At 67.0% G+C, this 16,822-nt stretch carries 20 protein-coding genes; 4 read left to right on the top strand and 16 right to left on the bottom strand.

Features of this window, described 5'->3' with window-relative positions:
- Positions 1-5 precede the first annotated feature (5 nt).
- Together ACZZZN_RS06050 and ACZZZN_RS06045 are read left to right on the top strand one after the other, a co-directional pair.
- On the top strand, positions 6-845 hold the full coding sequence (locus tag ACZZZN_RS06050; protein WP_463504288.1) for an aldo/keto reductase: 840 nt from the start codon (positions 6-8) through the stop codon (positions 843-845).
- Between the two features lie 47 nt (positions 846-892).
- Positions 893-1,861: a methyltransferase family protein gene (locus tag ACZZZN_RS06045; RefSeq protein ID WP_463504287.1), complete on the top strand. Its 969-nt coding sequence runs from the start codon at positions 893-895 to the stop codon at positions 1,859-1,861.
- Positions 1,862-1,894: 33 nt separating this feature from the next.
- On the opposite strand, the gene ACZZZN_RS06040 is transcribed toward ACZZZN_RS06045, so the two are convergent.
- Positions 1,895-2,785, bottom strand: coding sequence for a TIGR01777 family oxidoreductase (locus ACZZZN_RS06040; protein WP_463504286.1), 891 nt, complete (start codon positions 2,783-2,785; stop codon positions 1,895-1,897).
- Positions 2,786-2,886: 101 nt separating this feature from the next.
- Between ACZZZN_RS06040 and ACZZZN_RS06035 the strand changes: the two genes are divergently transcribed.
- A complete protein-coding gene (locus tag ACZZZN_RS06035) occupies positions 2,887-3,723 on the top strand; it encodes a zinc-ribbon domain-containing protein (RefSeq protein ID WP_463504285.1) in 837 nt (278 codons plus the stop codon).
- Between the two features lie 23 nt (positions 3,724-3,746).
- Here ACZZZN_RS06035 and ACZZZN_RS06030 read toward each other — a convergent pair whose 3' ends face one another.
- The gene (locus ACZZZN_RS06030) at positions 3,747-4,115 is read right to left on the bottom strand and encodes a hypothetical protein (RefSeq protein WP_463504284.1); all 369 of its coding nucleotides are present in this window, start codon (positions 4,113-4,115) and stop codon (positions 3,747-3,749) included.
- Positions 4,116-4,277: 162 nt separating this feature from the next.
- Between ACZZZN_RS06030 and ACZZZN_RS06025 the strand changes: the two genes are divergently transcribed.
- Positions 4,278-5,366 (top strand): AAA family ATPase, encoded by a 1,089-nt coding sequence (locus ACZZZN_RS06025; RefSeq protein ID WP_463504283.1) that lies wholly within the window; start codon positions 4,278-4,280, stop codon positions 5,364-5,366.
- Positions 5,367-5,378: 12 nt separating this feature from the next.
- On the opposite strand, the gene ACZZZN_RS06020 is transcribed toward ACZZZN_RS06025, so the two are convergent.
- From ACZZZN_RS06020 to ACZZZN_RS05955, 14 genes are all read right to left on the bottom strand, one after another.
- Complete coding sequence (locus ACZZZN_RS06020; RefSeq protein ID WP_463504282.1) at positions 5,379-6,185, bottom strand: sigma-70 family RNA polymerase sigma factor; 807 nt, start codon at positions 6,183-6,185, stop codon at positions 5,379-5,381.
- Between the two features lie 171 nt (positions 6,186-6,356).
- Positions 6,357-6,671: an HU family DNA-binding protein gene (locus tag ACZZZN_RS06015; protein WP_463504281.1), complete on the bottom strand. Its 315-nt coding sequence runs from the start codon at positions 6,669-6,671 to the stop codon at positions 6,357-6,359.
- A gap of 212 nt (positions 6,672-6,883) precedes the next feature.
- Entirely contained in the window at positions 6,884-7,348 is a 465-nt protein-coding gene (locus tag ACZZZN_RS06010) for a hypothetical protein (RefSeq protein ID WP_463504280.1), read from the bottom strand.
- Between the two features lie 117 nt (positions 7,349-7,465).
- Complete coding sequence (gene fliW / locus ACZZZN_RS06005; protein ID WP_463504279.1) at positions 7,466-7,882, bottom strand: flagellar assembly protein FliW; 417 nt, start codon at positions 7,880-7,882, stop codon at positions 7,466-7,468.
- Complete coding sequence (flgL, locus tag ACZZZN_RS06000) at positions 7,879-8,766, bottom strand: flagellar hook-associated protein FlgL (protein WP_463504278.1); 888 nt, start codon at positions 8,764-8,766, stop codon at positions 7,879-7,881. The genes fliW and flgL overlap by 4 nt, the downstream gene beginning before the upstream one ends.
- A 14-nt stretch (positions 8,767-8,780) precedes the next feature.
- A complete protein-coding gene (flgK, locus tag ACZZZN_RS05995) occupies positions 8,781-10,187 on the bottom strand; it encodes a flagellar hook-associated protein FlgK (protein WP_463506553.1) in 1,407 nt (468 codons plus the stop codon).
- Between the two features lie 7 nt (positions 10,188-10,194).
- Positions 10,195-10,677 (bottom strand): flagellar protein FlgN, encoded by a 483-nt coding sequence (locus ACZZZN_RS05990; RefSeq protein ID WP_463504277.1) that lies wholly within the window; start codon positions 10,675-10,677, stop codon positions 10,195-10,197.
- 117 nt (positions 10,678-10,794) lie between these two features.
- Complete coding sequence (csrA, locus tag ACZZZN_RS05985) at positions 10,795-11,043, bottom strand: carbon storage regulator CsrA (RefSeq protein ID WP_463504276.1); 249 nt, start codon at positions 11,041-11,043, stop codon at positions 10,795-10,797.
- Between the two features lie 91 nt (positions 11,044-11,134).
- Entirely contained in the window at positions 11,135-13,201 is a 2,067-nt protein-coding gene (locus ACZZZN_RS05980) for a flagellar biosynthesis protein FlhA (RefSeq protein ID WP_463504275.1), read from the bottom strand.
- A 73-nt stretch (positions 13,202-13,274) separates the two neighbouring features.
- Complete coding sequence (locus ACZZZN_RS05975; protein ID WP_463504274.1) at positions 13,275-14,378, bottom strand: EscU/YscU/HrcU family type III secretion system export apparatus switch protein; 1,104 nt, start codon at positions 14,376-14,378, stop codon at positions 13,275-13,277.
- Entirely contained in the window at positions 14,375-15,136 is a 762-nt protein-coding gene (locus ACZZZN_RS05970) for a flagellar biosynthetic protein FliR (RefSeq protein WP_463504273.1), read from the bottom strand. Before ACZZZN_RS05970 ends, ACZZZN_RS05975 begins: the two co-directional genes overlap by 4 nt.
- Complete coding sequence (fliQ, locus tag ACZZZN_RS05965; RefSeq protein ID WP_463504272.1) at positions 15,136-15,411, bottom strand: flagellar biosynthesis protein FliQ; 276 nt, start codon at positions 15,409-15,411, stop codon at positions 15,136-15,138. Before fliQ ends, ACZZZN_RS05970 begins: the two co-directional genes overlap by 1 nt.
- Entirely contained in the window at positions 15,408-16,256 is an 849-nt protein-coding gene (gene fliP / locus ACZZZN_RS05960; protein WP_463504271.1) for a flagellar type III secretion system pore protein FliP, read from the bottom strand. The genes fliQ and fliP overlap by 4 nt, the downstream gene beginning before the upstream one ends.
- Before the next feature lie 116 nt (positions 16,257-16,372).
- Positions 16,373-16,822 (bottom strand): flagellar biosynthetic protein FliO, encoded by a 450-nt coding sequence (locus ACZZZN_RS05955; RefSeq protein WP_463504270.1) that lies wholly within the window; start codon positions 16,820-16,822, stop codon positions 16,373-16,375.

Genomic DNA, 16,822 nt, shown 5'->3' with positions numbered 1-16,822 from the left:
GCGCCATGACGGCTCTTCCTCTCTTCACGGCCCACAACGGCTTCTCGCTCCCGGCCCTCGGGCTCGGCACCTATGCCCTGGGCGGTGACGCCGGAGCCGATGCAGTGGCCACCGCCATCGCATCCGGATATCGCCTCATCGACTCGGCCTTCAACTACGAGAACGAAGGTTCGGTCGGTCGCGGCGTTCAGGCTTCGGGTGTCGACCGAGCGGAACTCATCGTCACGACGAAGCTGCCCGGTCGCCATCACTCGACGGCGAAGGCACGCCAGAGCATCGAGGAGAGCAGGTCGCGTCTCGGTCTCGACGTCACCGATCTGCACCTCATCCACTGGCCCAACCCGTCGCAGGACGAGTACGTGCAGGCATGGGAGTCGCTGGTCGAGGCTCAGCAGCGCGGCGTCGTGCGCCAGATCGGTGTGTCGAACTTCCTCCCTGAGCACCTCGAGCGCATCGAGCGTGAGACCGGGGTGCGCCCTGTGGTGAACCAGATCGAACTGCACCCGTACTTCCCGCAGGATGATCAGCTCGCGTACCACCGCGAGCGCGGCATACTCACCGAGGCGTGGAGTCCGCTGGGACGTGCGAAGGAGCTGATGACGGAGCGGGTGATCACCGAGATCGCCACCGCTCACGGCATCTCTCCCGCCCAGACCGTGCTGGCATGGCACATCGCCCGACAGACCGTCGCCATTCCCAAAGCCTCCTCGCGCGAGCACCAGGAGTCGAACCTCAGAGCGGCATCGGTCGCGCTCGAGGACGCCGAGGTCGAGGCGATCTCGGCGCTCGGACGCAGTGACGGCCGCCTCTTCGACGCAGACCCCGCGACGCACGAGGAGTCCTGAGACCGCGTCGACGCGAGGTCGCTCGACCGCGCTTCTAGACTGACGGGATGCTCGTCATCGCCGGCTTCCGGATCACGCCCGCGACGGCACGTGTCTACTTCGCCGTGCAGGCGCTCGCGGGCGTCGGCTGGTGGATCGGCGTGTTCGCCTCTGACACGGTGCGCTTCTCGACGCTCGGAGAACTGCCGATCCTCCCGGTGGCGGTTCTCGACATCCCGCTTTTCGTGATCGGCTCCGGACTCGTCGCCCTGGGGGTGCGGTGGGCGCTGTGGATCACGGTGCCCTGGACGGCGATCGTGGCGATCGGCATGGCGCTGTACTCGACCGCCACGACGATCGCCGGCTGGGGCGCTCTGCTCATGGTGCTCGCCGCGGGGGCGAGCACCGCGGCCGCCGTCGTGCTGGTATGTGGGCGGGCGCCGGTCGAGTGGATCGTGACCGGTCCGTTCGCCTTCCGGCGTGCCGACCCGATCGGCACCACACGACTCCTCGCACGCACAGGTCTTCAGACCGTCTTCTTCTGGGGGACGTTCCTCCTCGTCATCCCCGTCTTCGTCGCATTCATCGAGGCCCGATGGATGCTGCGAATCGATCTCCCTTTCGCAGTGCATGCGGCCGGCGGTGTGCTTCTGGTGGCCGCCACCTCGCTGGGCGTGTGGTCGGCCGTATCGATGACGGTCGAGGGCCGAGGAACACCGCTGCCCTCGCAGATGGCCCGACGCCTCGTGATCACCGGACCGTACCGATTCGTGCGCAACCCCATGGCCGTCGCCGGCATCGCGCAGGGTGTGGCTGTCGGGCTGCTGCTCGGTTCATGGATGGTCGTCGCTTACTCGCTGTGCGGATCTGTGCTGTGGAACACGGTCGTGCGTCCGCTCGAGGAGCTGGACCTCGAGGAGCGCTTCGGCGCCGAGTTCGCCGACTACCGTTCGCGGGTCTCGTGCTGGGTTCCGATGAGCCCACGGGCATCGCGAGTGATCGAGCGCGGGCCTCGTACTGGCGCTGATCGGCGCTGACCGGGCACCGAGAGGTACGCTCGGCGCCGCGACTCAGAGCGCGGCGTCGACCGCTGCCTCGGGCGTGCGGTGCACGAAGGTGAAGCCGCTCTGCTCGAGCACCGCCGGCCTGACGTCGGCGTCGGAGAGGAGAAGCGAGTCCGCTGCTGCCGCACTGAGCGCGAGCCGCAGCGCGAAGCTCGGAGCCGGGAGCCAGAACGGACGACGCATACGATGCGCGAGGGCGCGGCCGATGCGGTTCGCCGAAGCGGGCGTGGGGCCCGTCAGATTGACGGGACCACCGATGCGCTCATCGATGATGTGTCGGATCGCTCTCACCTCATCGTCGAGCGAGATCCAGGGCCACATCTGCGAGCCGGGTCCGATCGGTCCGGCGAGCCCGAACCGCGTGAGCTGGATCATCGGCTTGAGCACGCCACGTCGGTGGATGATCGGGGCCGTGCGCAGCAGAGCGACGCGAGAATCGTCTCCGGCTCGGCGCGCCTCCTCCTCCCACCGGACGCAGAGCTTCGCAAGAAAGGTGTCGCCGGCCCGAGAGTCCTCGGTGAGGGGCTCGCCCGGCACCGACCCGTAGTAGCCGACGGCCGACGCCGACACCAGCGCCGGCGCATCCGTTCGCAGCGCCCGCACGGCGGTCGCGATCGCCCTCGTCGTCACGAGGCGCGAATCGACGAGCGCCCGACGATAGCGCGGTGTCCAGGGCAGTCGTCCGACGCTCGCGCCTCCGAGCGCGACCATGGCCTGCGCTCCCGCGAGCACGTCGGGGTCGAGCTCTCGCTCGCCCGGCCACCACTGCACCTCGTCGAGCGTGCGCGGCGGGCGTCGGACCAGGGTCGTGACGGCGATGCCGTCCTCACGCAGCGCCGACGCGAGCGCTGAGCCGATGAGACCGGATGCTCCGCTGATGACGATGCGCTGTGCCATGATCGCTCCTGTCCATGCGCGTGTGGATACCGCGTGCTCCGAGTCTCGCACGGCTCGTCTCTGCGCGGGCGATGTCGGAGCTGCGCAGTAGCGTGCTCCGCGTGACCGACACCGTGCAGATCTGGTGGGCGCGGAGACAGTTCTCGAAAGGACGTGCCGTGCCCTACGAGCGCGGCACGTACCGGGCCGCGTGGGCCGCCTACCCCGAGCTCATCCGGCAGTACCACCCCGAGCTCAACGGAGGCATAGCGCTGTCGCAGGTGCCACTGGCAGCCGAGGTGCTGCTGTGCTGGGAATGCCGGGTTGGCCACCGCTTCGCCGCGACACCGGCCGAGCAGCGCGAACGCCCCGGGCGCGTGCGACGACGATCGGCATGGTGCCCCGAATGCTCATCGCTCGCGCGTCCACAGCCGGTCGTCCTCGGCGAACCTCGCGCTGTCCCTCGACGCGCGAAGCCACAGGCTCCCGCGCTGTGCACCAAGACTCCCCCGCTGCGCCCGGGCGAGGCCTTCAGCAGCGAGTGCGCACCAGCGCCCGCATCCGCCGCCGAGGCTCGGCTCCGCCAGATGCTGGCTTCACGGCTCTCGGTGGCAAGCGACGCCAATGCCGTCAAGATCGCTCGACCGTTCTTCCGTCACACCGAGGTCTGGCCGGACATCGTCTTGACGGAACTCCGTGTCGCGATCGAGTACGACACCGTGGGTCGACACGGACTCGAGCATGTCGGGAGGCGGCAGGACTCGGATCTGCGCAAGGACAGGCATCTGCGATCCGCAGGCTGGGAAGTGGTGCGGATCCGCACCGGGCACCTCGAATCGCTCGGCCCCCACGATCTGCAGATGCCGTCGGTGACCGTGCGTGGAGTGGAACGCATCATCGACACGCTCCGTGTCATCCGCGGCGCACTGGTGGTCGATTCCTATCTCTCCGAGACCTGAGGTGCGCGCCGCGGGATCCGCACTCACAGCGAAAGCATCCGCCGCCTGACGATCGCCCACTCGGACGCCCTGAACGTCGCGGCGCCCGCTGCGACGATCTGAGCGTTGAGGTGGGGGCCCAGTTCCGGGCGCATGGTGAGCCCTCCCACGGCCAGGCTCGGAATCTCCCGTGCGATGCATCCGATGCTGCCGCGCACCAGCAGTTCCGCCGTCTGCTCGGGCGAGCTCGCCGATCCCATCACCGAGTCGTCGTGCGCGAGCAATGTCTCGCTCCAGACCCGGCCCGGACCGTCCGGGTCGAGTGTGTAGCGCAGCAGGCCCTGTGGCGCCGCTTCGACGACGATCTCGATGGCACCGTGGAACGGCGCCTCCGCGGGTGCGCGTGCGCTCATGACAGTCCCCCGACCTGAGCGGCCCCACGCCGCTGTCGGCCCAGGATACTGCCGCGACCCGATCGACGGAACGCACGGAGACTTTCTTCGCGATCTCCCTTACCGATCGCCGAATCCTGTCGATAGTCATGGTGGGGAGAGGAAAGGACAGTCGGAGGACCAGTGACAAGCACTTACATCGAGACCGGCGGACATGTTCGCGTCTACGACGATGCCGTCCGAACGCATCAGATCTTCCCTCTCGGAACCTACCGCGTGCACTTCTCCTCGAAAGAGGGATTCAGCCTCATCAAGATCGATGATCTGACCGTGGGCGATGAGCGTGTCTACGGCGGACGTGATCGCAAGGTCGCGAAGATCTTCCGTTCGTACGCTCTGTCGGAGCGCAGTCTCGGGGTGATGCTCTCGGGCGACAAGGGCATCGGCAAGTCGCTGTTCCTGCGGATGGTCGCCGAGGCCGCACGGGAGCAGGGCCTCCCCGTCGTCGTCGTATCGGAGGATCACGACGGGATCGTCGAGTTCCTCGACAGCCTGGACGAGTGCCTGATCGTCTTCGACGAGTTCGAGAAGATCTTCCCCGCCGGTCGCCGCGGCGGCTCGGACAGTGGGAACCGCCAGAACCAGTTCCTGTCGCTGTTCGACGGTCTCTCCGCCGTGAAGCGCATCTACTGTCTGACGGTGAACGACGTGGCCGAGATCAGCACCTATCTCGTGAACCGCCCCGGTCGATTCCACTACCACATGCGTTTCGACTACCCCGGGCCGGATGAGGTGCGCCAGTACCTGCTCGATCAGGCGCCGAACGCGCATCCGGAGGAGATCGAGAACGTCGCGCTCTTCTCTCGTCGGGCACGCCTGAACTACGACCACCTGCGCGCGATCGCCTTCGAGCTCCAACAGCCCGATTCGCTGTTCGCGGAAATCGTCGAAGATCTGAACATCAAATCCATCGAACCGAGCACGTATCGCATCGAGGCGCGCTTTCCCGACGGGAAGGTGTGGTCCGACGAGGTCGAGATGAATCTGTTCGAGCGCGGCGATGTCGGTCGCACCTTCGAACTCCGTAATGCGACGCGCTCGATCTTCGCGTCGTTCACCCCCAAGGACCTCATCTTCGAGCCCGACGGCGGAATCTACGTGCCGATCACCCGTCTCGACATCCTCGACGATGAAGACGAAGAACCCGAGATCTACCCGACGTCGGTCAGTCTCACACTCGTGGCGCAGACGGCCTACGGCTTCGGTCTGTGACGGGCACGTCCTTCAGACAGCGACCGGCTGCGGCGTCAGCGCGCGCGTGAGGCTCCGCCCGCCGGCCGCGATCCGCGAGAGATAGGCCTCGAGGATCGGAGCCGAAGAGCGCGACGTCGGCGTCGTGCGAATCTGACGATCGTCTGCATAGTGTCGATCGAGGGCGTCACGAAGCATGCGGACGCCTTCGGCACGCTGCTGAGAGATCGCAGCGTGCGAGACACCGAGTTCCGCGGCGAGTTCCCCCACCGTGCGCTCCTCGAAGTAGATCGCGCGCACGACGTAGCGCCGACGCTCGGGCAATGCGTCGACAGCCCTGTGCAGCAGAGCATCGCGTTCGGTGAAGATCGCGATCTCTTCGGGCAGGAACCCCGGCCAGGCGACCTGGTTCGTCTCTGCGGCATCGAGGCTCGTGACGGTCAGAAGCTCTGCGTCGGCCAGACTCTCGCGCACCTCTTCCGGCTCGACGCCCATCGCCGCAGCGATCTCGGAAGCGCTGGGAGTGCGCCCGAGCGAGGCGCCGAGCGTCTCGCGCACACTGGTAGCCCGCCTCGCGCGGATGCGGATGTCACGGGGCGCCCAGTCCATGGACCGCAGCTCATCCCGCAGTGCCCACTTCACACGATCTGTCGCGTAGGCCCCGAACGGAACCCCCAGACTCGGGTCGAACGTGTCTGCGGCACGGATCAGCGCGACCGATCCCGCCGAGGCGAGATCGTCGCGCGACACATGGGTGAGCCGGGCGGCCACCTTGGCGGTCGCCACCCCCACGATGTGCAGGTGATCGACGACGAGCTGGTTGCGTGCGCGCAGAGGCATTGCACACCGCCCCTTCCACTGTCAGCGCAAGCCCTCCCCAGCGACTCACAGTGCGGCCACACCCCAGCGGCCAGACGTCCATTCGTCTCCATGCTAGAGCCGCCGCGGGCATGAAAGATCCCCGATGGCCGAAACCACCGGGGATTCTCGTTTACGTTCAGATAACGATGTTCAATCGTTCACCTTCACTCGACGGTTCACCTCACGCGTCGCCGAGAACTTCAGCACCGTGTAGTCGGTGACCTCTGCCGCATCCTCGCTCTTCGCGAACTGCACTCGGTGCCCCTTGTGGTTCTGCGGATAGAACTTTCCGAAGTTGGTGAGCGTGACCGTGTTCCCCTGCCCGACCAGGTCGAGCAGCTCGTCGATCATCGCGTTGTACGCCGTCTGCGCCGCATGCACGGAGATCCCACCCCGTCGTGCGAATCTCTGCACGAACTCGCGCTTGCTCACGCGATTGGCCTCGAGCGTCCTTGAAGTGCTCATCTGCTTACCGTCCCAATGGTTTCGCTCGTCACCGAGCGTCTTGCGCTGTACCCCTACCAGCGACCCGCGGCGCGACGACATCGTGATCTCCGTCGACGACGCCGGGATTTGCCAGTACCCCAGCCTGTGCTCTTCGAGGGTAGCCCCTCTTCCTTGATATATGCAGTGAACTACGGGATCCCCTGATCTTCGAAGTTCTTCGCTCTTCCGCGCTACTGCACGAGCGCGGGCTCATCGAGGGCAGTCGCGCGTACGGCTTCGCGCGCGCGCCTGGCCAGTCGAACCGATTCCTCGATCTGCTCCCGAATATCACGGCCGTTCACATCGGCGCTTACCGACAGTTCGGTCGACCGCAGCGTCTTCGTGTTCACCACCACGGCTCCGTCATCGATCAACAGATCGGCTCGGATTCCGTACGCGCGTCCGACGACGGCGCCCGTCGGGTCGGAGAGGTCACTCGTGTTGTCCCCCGCGGCCTGGACGATCGATGCGAGCTGATCGGCCGAGTACGGGGCCGAGTTCGCGAGACGATCACCGGACGTCGCGGGGACGAGCGCGAGATCGGTCTCGCCCGGCGCGCGCCGGTCCCCCGGATGCACGCGGGCGTCGAGATGATGGGTGATGACGTCGCCGTCCATGACGACGTGGTCGTCGTATGCCATGACGACGATGTTCACGGCTCTCGTCGCTCCTGCGCCGTGGATCCTGGATCGAAGATCTACCACTTCGTGCTCTCCTGTGCCTGCGGGGCGGCCCCGCAGATATGCGGTCGCCGTGGTGTCGGACTCTCCGGCTCAGCCGCCGAGAAGCGCACGGACCGGGTAGGCCTGGTCGTCGAGGATGACCTGCGCCGCTCGCCCCGTCTGCGCATGGACGATGACAGGAGCGCGGAGGTTGAGATACACCCCGTCATCCGCCGGGTTGGCCACGACGAACACATGGAACGACTCGCTTCCGGTCGCCCCGATCTCTGCCTGATCGCCCGCCGAGAAGACCGGTTCGTAGTCGAGTCCTCCCGATCGCGGGTCGACCAGGAAGAGTCGCAGGTCGGCGTCGTTCGCTCGCAGCGCGTAGAGCCCTTCGGCTCCCCCGAGCCGCTCGAGGCGGAACGCGGTGTGCGGGCTCAGCCCGAGCATCGGAGCGGAGAACTCGACGTCGATCGGCGACGACTCGACATCGACGTCGGACATCGGGGCGTGCGTCGCGGTCATCGCAGGAACTCCATCAGGTTGGTCTGCATCGACCGGGCCGTCACCTGCAGAGCGGACTGGAAGACGAGCTCGGCGGACTCGAGGTGCACGAGCACCTCGAGGGTGTCGACGTTCTCGACCTCGGTGCGTCGGGCCTCGAGGTCGATCGACGTCGAGAGATTCTGTGCCGTCGCTCGTTCGAGCTGCATCTGACGAGCGCCCGTTGCACCGCGCGCGGAGACCACATCCGTGAGACGAGCATCGATGTCGTCGAGGCGCCCACCGATGTTGGTGCCCCCACGGAGCTCGGCAGCGATGTCGTTCAGGAGCGCGAACGCGCTGTTCGCGCCCTGCCCGAAGACCTGAGCGCCGTCGGCGTCGACACGCACCGTCTCGTTGTCGCTGATGCGGCGCTGCACGCCGTCACCGGGACTGCCGTTGAACGTGAATGTGGCCGGATCGAACGCGGCCCCGGCGTCACTCGTTCCAGCGAAGACGTTGCGCCCGAGCAGCGTGGTGTTCGCCTGGGAGATCAGCTCCTTGCTGATCGTCTCGAGTTCCTGCGCGATCGATTCGCGCGCAGTCGGACTCAGCGCCCCGGAGTTCGCCCCCTGAGCGACGAGATCACGGGCGCGATTGAGGAGATCGGTGCTGGCGTCCAGCGCCGTGTCGACCGTGGTCACCCACGCCATGCCGTCGCTGAGATTGCGCGCGAACTGTGCCACCCTCGACTGCTCGCCGTGCACGCCGATGGTCGTGGCGGCAGCTGCGGGGTCTTCGCTCGGGGAGCGGAACGCACGCTGCGACGCCGCCTGATTCTGCAGGCGCTCGCGATCGGCGAGATTGGTCTGCAGCGTCCGCAGCGACTGCTGGGTCATGGTGGTGCTCGTGATGCGCCCGATCATGGTGTCTCCCCGGGTCAGCGGCCGACGAGGCCGGTGCGATTGATCAGCAGGTCGAGTGCTTCGTCCATAGCCGTGAGCACACGCGCCGCAGCCTGGTACGCCGTCTGGTAGGTCAGCAGGTTCACCGTCTCCTCGTCGCCGTCGACAGACGCGTTCGACTGCTGGGCGGTGACTGCGGCCACGGCGCCCATGTCGGCGATGTCGGCGCGCTGCAGGTCGCCGGCCACCGTGACGGCGAAGCCGGTCACGAAGCTCGTCCAGGTCTTGCTCGGTCCGGTCGCCGATGCGCCCAACGCGCTGATGCGATCCGCGATGGTGGTGTCCTTGGCCCCGGCGCCGGGAGCCGCGAGCGCGAGGTCGTCGAGTCCGGTCGGGACGACCCGGAGCCCGAGGGCTGCGGGTCCCGTGGCGTCGAGGGCGAAGAAGTCTCCACCGGGGGCGCCCGAAGACGTGACACCGCTGCGGTGCAGATCGTTCACGGCCGTGGCGAGCTCGGTCGCGGTCTGGTTGTACGCCGCGGCGACCGCTGCGAGGGAACCTCCGTCTGATGCGGGGGCGAGCGCGCTGATCGTGCCGCCGATCACGCCTCCGGTGACAGGGACCGTGACGCCGGGTCGATCCGCCCACGCGACGGCGATGCGTCCGGCGTCCGAGATCTCCCGTGGGCCGCTGGTGATGAGGGTGCGACTGGAGTCACCCGAGACGAGGGCATTGCCGTCGACGCGCAGCGTGAGCGTGCCGTCCGCCTCGACGATGCCTGTGGCCCCGACCGCGGTCGAGATCTGCTGCGCCAGCACGTTTCGCTGGTCGATGAGCTCATTGGCATTGCGCCCGGAGTTCAGGGCGTCGCGGATCTGTCCGTTGAGCGCGGCGACCTGTCCGGCAGCGGCATTGACGTCGGCGACGTCGCGATCGACCTGACCACGCAGATCGGTCCACTGCCCGGCGATCGACTGGTACCCGGCCGCGATCTGACCGGTCAGCACCTCCGCGTCCGTGAGCACCACCTGGGCTGTTGCCGAATCCGGGTTGTTCGCCAGGTCGGACCATCCGGCCCAGAACCGGTCGAGATTGGCGGCGAGCCCGTCTTTGGTGGGTTCGGCCATCATGCTCTCGGCCTGACCGGCCGCGCTCGCCCTGGCCGACCAGAATCCCGCGGTCGACAGCGCATCGCGCACTCTGGCGTCGAGCACGTTGTCGCCGAGACGGGCGATACCCGTGACGCTGACACCGGCGCCGGCACCGAATCCGGTCTTCCAGAGCCCCGACAGCCCCGGAGCGGACACGGGTGCCTGATCGACCCGCTGCCGCGTGTAGCCCGAGGTGGTCTGGTTGGCGATGTTCTGGCCGGTGACGGTCATGCCAGCGCGCGCCGCGGAGAGCGCGGATTCAGCGAGACGTAGTCCTGCGAACGACGACATGGTCACCTCACATCCGTGTGTCGAGGAGTCGTGCATCCGCATCGCGGACGACACCCCCCGTCGGGTCGTACTCGCCGGTCGGCGTTCCGAGGCCGGCGATGGTCTCCTGGGTCACACGGATCGCCGTGCGCAGCCGCTGCTCGTTGATGTGCTTCATCTGCTGGATCTCCTCAGCCAGAGCGATCATCGTCGTGAGGTGACCGGTGAGCACCTCACGCCAGGCGTCTGTCGGTGCGGCGTCGATGAGTTCGCGCAGGGAGGTCGCCGTGGGCACGCCCCACTCGTCGGCCACAGCGACGACGAGCGCATCCCGTGAGAGCGCGATGGTCGGCATCGCCGCGATCACTCGCTCGATCTCGTTCGCGGCGTGTCGGATCCATCGGTTGCGTCCGGTCGCGAGCAGCATCTGCTGTGCATCCAGCTTGAAGAGCAGCAGTTCGAGCATCTCTCGCTCGCGCATCAGCTGCATGCTCAGGTCGTGAGCGGCCACGGTTCGTCACCTCGTCAGTCGCGGTTTCCTGACGGGTCAGCCCGTCATGTCTGCGACTATCGCGACAACATGCCCGGCAGTAACTCGTCGGGGGACGCCGCACCCGAGCGGTGACGCTCAGCGTGGGACGTCGACCCGCCCCAGAGCCCCGAGCAGGGCAGCCTCCGCGGATCCGTCGGACGACGCCTGCACCGCATCCTGGTTCGCATCGCTCACGGCCACCACGATCTCCGCACGGTGGATCCGCGTCTCGCGTGGCGCGTCGATCCCGATCCGCACGCCACCGGGCGTGACCGCCAGGATCGTCACCGTGATGTCATCGCCGATCACGATGCTCTCGTTCGCCCGCCTCGTCAGTACCAGCATGCTCGTCGTCCGCCCTCCATGGCTGTGCGCGTGCGCACCGTACTCGAGCAAACATACTGTATTCCTCTCGTAAATGAGAGGAACATAGATATCAGGCAGACCCGCTCGGAAGCGCAGAGCGCGTCATCCGCACCACGCCGACGACATCCGTCGCCATGCCACCGGCTGCGGCCTCGTCGTAGGACAGAACCGGCAGCCCGCTCACCTGGGCGGCGACGAGCCGGCGCACCGCCTGCCGCAACGAGGGCGCACAGACGAGCACCGGCTCCGGGCCGAGCTGGTCGAGTTCGGTCACCGTGCTCCGCACGCTGTCGATCACCTGCATCGTCGTCTCGGGCGTGAGCACGATCTGCGACTGGCCGTCGATCACACGCATTCCCTCGAGCATCTGCTGCTCGAGCATCGGATCGAACATGATCACCCGGATGCGGCCCTCCTCGGCGAATCGGGCGGCGATCGCGGGTCCGAGAGACGCCCTGGCCGCGTCGATGAGAGCCGGTGTCTCGGTCGACGTCTTGCCACGCAGAGCCAATGCCTCGTAGATGCGGGCCAAGTCGTTGATCGGTACCCGCTCGGCCAGCAGACCCGCGAGAACACGCTGGATCGCGGCGAGCGAGAGCACGGCCGGAGTGAGCTCCTCGACCGTGGTCGGGCTCGTCTGTTTGAGGTGCTCGGTCAGCTGACGCACGTCTTCGAGCGACAGCAGTCGGTCGGCCTGCCCCTGCACGACGTCGGAGAGATGCGTGATGATGACACTCACCCGATCGATCACGGTGGCACCCGCCATGTCAGCCGCATGCGACATCTCGGCCGGCACCCACTTGCCTTCGAGGCCGAACACCGGATCGACCACAGCCGTACCGGGAAGCTGCTCGAGTCCGGTGCCGAGGGCGAGGACATGACCACGCGGAACAGACCCGCGTCCGACCTCGACCCCGGCGATGAGGATCGCGTAGGTCTGCGCCGGCAGATCGATGTTGTCCCGCGTGCGCACGGGCGGCATCAGGATGCCGATGTCGAGCGCCAGCTTGCGCCGCAGCGACTTCACTCGCGTGAGCAGATCACCGGCACCCCCGGACGCGAGATCGACGATGTCGGGCGACAGCGAGATCTCGAGGGCGTGCACGCGCATCCGATCCATGAGCTCTTCCGGCCCCTCGGCAGCGGAATCATTCGCTTCCTTCTGCAGCGCCTCGACCTCGCGCTCGGCCTCCCGGGTCTCGTTCGCCTTCACTCGAGAAGCAGCGAAGAGCAGCAGTGCGCCGATCGCCAGGAAGACCACGAGCGGCATCCCCGGGATGAACCCCATCGCGATGGCGGCGAGCCCCGTGATGACGAGCGCGTTGCGCGACTGCATCAGCTGGCGGCCCGCGGCCTGCCCCATCTCGGACTCGGCGTTCTCGCGGGTCACGATCATGCCGGTCGACACGGCCATGAGCAGCGCCGGGATCTGGGTGACGAGTCCGTCACCGATAGTCAGGATGCTGTACGTCTCGAACGCCTCGCCGACCTCCATGCCGTGCTGCAGCATGCCGATGACGATGCCGCCGACGAAATTGATGACGACGATCACGATCCCGGCGATCGCGTCGCCCTTGACGAACTTCGAGGCACCGTCCATCGCGCCGTAGAAGTCGGCCTCTGCGGCGACTTCGGCTCGGCGCTGCCGCGCTTCGGTGTCGGTGATGAGGCCCGCGTTGAGGTCGGCGTCGATCGCCATCTGCTTGCCGGGCATCGCATCGAGGGTGAATCGGGCGCCGACTTCGGCGACACGCTCTGCGCCCTTCGTCACCACGACGAACTGGATCACGGTCAGGATGAGGAAGATCACCGCGCCGATCACCAGGGAACCGCTGATGGTGATCTGGCCGAAAGCCTGGATCACCTGACCTGCGTGGGCCTCGCTCAGCACGAGCCTGGTCGAGGCGACGTTCAGGCCCAGGCGGAACAGCGTCGCCACCAGCAGCAGGCTCGGGAAGACCGAGAAGTCGAGCGGCTTCTTCACGAACATCGCGGTGAGCAGGATGAGCAGCGCGAACGAGATGTTCAGCACGATCAGCACATCGAGCAGACCCGTGGGAATCGGCACGATGAGCAGCAGGATGATGCCGACGACGCCGACCGGCACCGAGGCCTTCGACAGCAGCTGACCGATCATGCGGTCCTCACCTTCCCGTTCCTGGTCTCATCTGTTCGTGTCGTTCTTCCCGCCGAGCGGTGCCGGTGCCCCGTCACAGTCCCCGCTCCCTGGTGCTGGCGAACGGCATCGTGTGCGTGCCGCGCGCCGATCCTCGTCGTTTCAGGTGCTCGATGAACGCGAGCACCTGTGCCACGGCCGTGAAGAGCTCCTCGGGGATCTCCCGCCCGATGTCGCACGCCGAGTGCAGAGCGCGAGCCAGCGGGATGTCGCGGACCATGGGCACGCCGGCCTCCTCCGCCTTCTCCCTGATCTTGAGCGCGACGATGCCCGCGCCCTTGGCGACCACCCGGGGAGCCGACTTGCCGGGCTCGTACCGCAGGGCCACCGCGACATGCGTGGGGTTCACCAGCACGACGTCGCTGTCGCCGACAGCCGCGATCATGCGGTTCCGGCTCATCGCGATCTGGCGTGAACGGCGCTGAGAACGCACGAGCGGGTCACCCTCGGTCTTCTTGTGCTCGTCTTTCGACTCGTTCTTCGTCATGTGCGTGTGCTTGCGATTGCGTCGCATGACCACTGCGACGTCGAGCGCCGCGAGGATGATGCCGACGACCACCGCCACCTGCAGCAGTGCTGCGGCTCCCCCGGCAGCCTGCTCGAGCAGCCAGGTGATGTTGTGGCTGCCACTCGCCATGAGCACGGGCACGAGGCCTGAGACCACGATCCAGAGCGCCAGACCGATCGCGACCGTCTTGAGCAGCGCCTTCGCGCCCTCCCAGAGAGCCTGCTTGCCGAAGACCCTCATCAGACCTGTGGCGATGTTGAACTGCTCCATGCGCATGGTGACACCGCGCAGATGGATGCCCCCCTGCGCCACCGCAGTGGCGGTGGTGGCCAGCAGCACCACGACGAGCATCGGAAGCAGGATCCCTCCGAGCGACCCGAACGCTGCGCCCAGCACATCGAGCGCGGCAGCATCGGTCGGGTGGTTCGCGACCTGCGTCACGCTGAGGAAGAGCTCGGTGAGCACCTGCGTGCTCGACGAGATCGTCGGGACGATCATGACCGCTGCGGCGCCGATGCAGATCCAGGCGGTGAAGTCCTGGCTGCGGCCGATCTGTCCTTTGCGACGCGCTTCCTTCAGACGCCGTTCGGTGGTCTTCTCCGTGCGTTCGCCGCTTCCTCCATCGCTCATCGGGTCACCCCCACGAGCAGCGTGGCGGCGGTGTCGGCGATGACGGCGACGACAGCGGGCAACGCGGCATAGACGAAGCCGACGAGGAGCAGTGTGAGACCGATCTTGATCGGGAAACCCATCGCGAAGGCGTTGAGCGCGGGGGCCACGCGCGACACCAGACCCAAGCCGACGTCGGCGAGGAACAGCACGATCAGCAGGGGTCCTGCGATCTGCACGGCACTGAGCATCATCTGGCCCGCCGCACCCACGAGCGCCTGCGCAGGTTCGGCGAGGTCGATCATGCCCGTCACCGGCACCGCATCGAACGAGCGGAAGAGCCCCGCGAGCACGAGCTGGTATCCGTCGGAGGCGAACAGCAACATGATCGCCGTCATCTGGAAGAGCCTCGTGAACTGGGCGCCGTTGATCGCCATCCCCGGGTCGAACGCCTGTGCCAGCTGGAACCCGCCGAAGGTGTCGATGAGGTGTCCGGCCCCCTGGATCGCGCTGAACAGGACCATCACGAGAAAGCCGAGCAGAGCACCGGTGAGCGTCTGCCCCACGAGCGCGAACATGAAGCCACCGGTGTCGAGGCGTTTGTAGCCGTCGGAGACGACCGGCGAGACAGCGAGCGCGAGCCCCACGCCGAGCATGGCGCGGATGCGCATCGGGATCGTGCCGTGACTGAACGGCGGTGCGATGACCAGGAAAGCCGTGATGCGCACGCATGCGAGAGCCGTGGCCTCGAGCCAGGTGAAGTCGATCGGGATGTTCATCAGCCGCCGTTCAACAGCGACGGGATGCGCGCGAACATCTCGTTCGTGAAGGCGATGAGCTCGGCGATCATCCACTGGCCGCTCACGAGCAGCGCGATGCCGACGGCGATGAGCTTCGGCACGAAGGAGATCGTCATCTCCTGCACCTGGGTGATCGACTGCAGCAGCGAGATGGCGAATCCGACGACGAGCGCCGTCACCAGCATCGGCGCGCAGAGCTTCGCTCCGACGATCAGCGCAGCCGTGCCGATGTCGATGACCGCCTCGGGAGTCATCCGCCACCCCCGCTGTACGACTGCACGAGAGCCGTGATCACCATGCCCCACCCGTCGACGAGGAGGAACAGCAGGATCTTGAACGGCAGGGAGATCATGACGGGCGGCAGCATCATCATGCCCATCGACATCAGAGCGCTGGCGACGACGAGGTCGATCACGAGGAACGGCACGAAGATGATGAACCCGATGAGGAAAGCGGCGCGGAGCTCGCTGATCATGAACGCGGGCACGAGCGTCTGCAGCGGGATGCTCGAGGGGTCGGTCGGGTTGTCCAGCTGGGCGGCGCGGTACATGAGCGCGATGTCCTCTTCGCGCGTGTACGTGAGCATCCACTGGCGAAGCGGTTCCTGAGCGAGTTCGAAGGCCCGCCCGAAATCCACCTGTCCTGCGGTGAAGGGGCTCACGGCGACCGCGTTGATGTCGGTCAGCACCGGCCACATGATGAACAGCGTCAGGAACAGGCTGAGGCCTGCGAGCACCTGGTTCGGCGGGATGGACGGGAGCGACAGAGCATTGCGGGTCAGCGCCAGCACGACGAAGATCTTGGTGAAGCTCGACATCATCAGCAGAAGCGCCGGTGCGACGCTGAGAACGGTGATCCCCAGCAGCGTCATGATGCTGTCTGACGGCGTGCCGTTGATGCCGTTGATCGTCACCCCGCTTCCGCCGCCGTCGTCGACCGTCTCGGTGGGGAGGATCGCAGCGGCAGCGTGAGCTCCGGAGGCGCTCAGCATCACGAGGAGCGCAGCGAACGCGCATCCGAGAAGGACGATCAGAGCCGTGCGTCGCGACCGCTGCCACGCGCGCGGGGGCGGCGCTGTGGTGGACGCGGATGGGGGCACGGCGGCACTCCGAAGATGGGTGACGTGGCCGATCCGTAGCCAGGGGTGTCGAGCGATCCGTGCTCGAAGACGACTATCGCGACAGGATGCTCTGGCGTAACCGGTGCGGCGAGCCCTCAGGCCACCGAGCGCAGCGCCCGATCGACGATGTCGTTCGGCTGGTCGTCGAGGTCGTCCGTTCTGTCCGTCGTGTCATCGATCGCCTCCGCGCGGAACGCGTCCTCGTCGATGAGCGGCGCCTCCTGGGTGTCGACCACGTTGATGCCGTGCTCCGTGACGCCCAGGACGTAGCGGATGCCGCCGAACTCGGCGACGACGAGCTGTGCCTTGCCGCCGATGCCGGAACGCGCCACGACCGTGATCTTCTCGGGGCGCGGCCGCTCGGCGCCGGAGCTCTTCGCGGGGCGGAGCGCGGTGAGCCGCGCGAGCTTCTTCGGCATCAGGCCGGCGAGTGGGTTCGCCCCCGAGTTCTGGCTCTTCTGCAGGCGGCGACTGAGGAAGAACAGCAGACCGAGCACCGCCGCGAGAGCGACGACTGCGCGGAGCGCGACGAGCAGGTCGTCCAC

Source organism: Microbacterium sp. AC145, from assembly GCF_979258505.1.
The sequence above is the reverse complement of the archived record's forward strand: the minus strand, read 5'-3'. Positions and strand labels throughout refer to the sequence as shown.